Source organism: Pseudomonas sp. P5_B2 (assembly GCF_056400445.1).
Genome location: NZ_JBFULH010000736.1, coordinates 1 through 1849 on the forward strand (window position 1 = coordinate 1; position 1849 = coordinate 1849).

The 1849-nt window shown below is 57.1% G+C and carries 2 protein-coding genes; one reads left to right on the plus strand and one right to left on the minus strand.

Going from position 1 to position 1849, the window contains the following annotated elements; all coding sequences use genetic code 11:
* Positions 1 to 216: 216 nt before the first annotated feature.
* Complete coding sequence (locus AC1DRJ_RS26155) at positions 217 to 873, minus strand: thiopurine S-methyltransferase (protein ID WP_477804700.1); 657 nt, start codon at positions 871 to 873, stop codon at positions 217 to 219.
* A gap of 103 nt (positions 874 to 976) precedes the next feature.
* On the opposite strand from AC1DRJ_RS26155, the gene AC1DRJ_RS26160 reads away from it, so the two are divergent.
* Complete coding sequence (locus AC1DRJ_RS26160; protein WP_477804701.1) at positions 977 to 1744, plus strand: DODA-type extradiol aromatic ring-opening family dioxygenase; 768 nt, start codon at positions 977 to 979, stop codon at positions 1742 to 1744.
* Positions 1745 to 1849: the final 105 nt, after the last annotated feature.

Sequence of the window (1849 nt, forward strand, 5' to 3'; positions counted from 1 at the left end):
CTGGAAGAGCGTATCAACGCGCTGCATCGACTTCAGAGCTGATTGTTCAGCACAAAAAAAAGGCCCGCAGAAATGCGGGCCTTTTTTTGTTTGCCTGATTGATGCGGTGCTCTTCTGGGCCCCTTCGCGAGCAAGCCCGCTCCCACACTAGATCTGTGATCTTCACAAAACTAATGTGGGGCTTGCTCGCGAAGGGGCCGGCAAATTCAGAGCAAATTACCGATTGGAAACCCGATAGACCCGCTCTTCAAGCCGAGTAACACCCGCCTCCAGGAATTTCCCGCTCACACTCAAGATGTCCTGATCTTCCAGGATCTTGAGCACCCACGATCCACCGAACAGCAGCTGCACTTCATCATCCAGCACAGCAAACGGCGGGCCGTCCATTTGCGTCTGGTCGTAGTCCAGGGTAATCAATAACCCCAGCGACTCCTTCGGCAAAATCCGGTTCAGGTGCGCGGCATACTGCTCGCGCATTTTCGGCGGCAAGGCAATCAACGCCGCGCGGTCGTACAGAGCGCTGCAGTCGGCAACATCCCCAGCGGTCAACTCGAAGAAATCACCGCACCACAATTCGATAGAACCTGCGCGGTAGACCTTGAAGGGCCCTTGCTCACTGACGTCAGGATCAAGCTGATGCTCATTGAAGAAATCCTCAATGGCTTTTTCCGAGAGCTCAACGCCCAATACCTCATGGCCTTCGCGTGCAAGCCACAACAAATCCAGACTCTTCCCACACAGCGGCACCAGGACGCGCGCACCGTCTTCCAGACCCAATTGCGGCCAGAAACGCTGCAGATGAGGATTCACTTCCGGCAGATGAAAGCCGATCTGATTCGACGCCCATCGTTTGTGCCAAAACTCCGGCTGCATAATTAATCCCGAAAATTCGATCAAAAGACCCTAAAACTTATATTAGATTTAGATCAATGATCTGACTGAAGATGATGCCATCTTACCCCTCAGGAGCTCTTTCATGTTCCCCAGCCTGTACATATCCCATGGCTCGCCCATGTTGGCACTGGAACCGGGCGCCAGCGGGCCGGCTCTCGCTCGACTGGCCGCCGAACTGCCGAAACCCAAAGCCATCGTGATTGTGTCCGCACATTGGGAAAGCAATGAGCTGCTGGTCAGCGGCAATCCCCATCCAGAAACCTGGCACGACTTCGGCGGCTTTCCACAGGCGCTGTTCGACGTTCAATACCCGGCAACGGGTGATCCCCAATTGGCGGCGGACGTTGTCGAGTTGCTGAAGGCCGCCGATCTGCCGGCCCGCATCGACGCCAAACGCCCGTTCGATCACGGTGTGTGGGTGCCTTTGACATTGATGTATCCACAAGCCGATATCCCCGTGGTGCAAGTCTCGCTGCCCACGCGTGGTGGCCCTGCCCTGCAAACCCGAGTCGGCCACGCCTTGGCAAGCCTGCGCGAACGGGGCGTGCTGCTGATTGGTTCAGGCAGCATCACGCATAACCTGCGCGAACTGGACTGGCACGCGGGCCCGGAAAGCGTCGAGGCATGGGCCAAATCCTTCCGCGACTGGATGATCGAGAAACTCGCGGCGAACGACGAAGCGGCGCTGCACGATTATCGTCAGCAAGCGCCGAATGCCGTGCGCAATCATCCGAGTGATGAGCATTTGCTGCCGTTGTATTTTGCTCGTGGGGCTGGGGGCGAGTTCAGAGTTGCGCATCAGGGTTTCACCATGGGTGCGCTGGGCATGGACATTTATCGCTTTGGCTGATCGGTAGACCGCGATGATCGTTCCCACGCTCTGCGTGGGAATGAATCAATGGACGCTCTGGGACGCGGAGCGTCCCCGGCTGCATTCCCACGCAGAGCGTGGGAA

Coding starts and splice junctions, on each gene's coding strand:
- AC1DRJ_RS26155 (WP_477804700.1), bottom strand. CDS start 873: ATGCAGCCGGAGTTTTGGCACAAACGATGGGCGTCGAATCAGATCGGC.
- AC1DRJ_RS26160 (WP_477804701.1), top strand. CDS start 977: ATGTTCCCCAGCCTGTACATATCCCATGGCTCGCCCATGTTGGCACTG.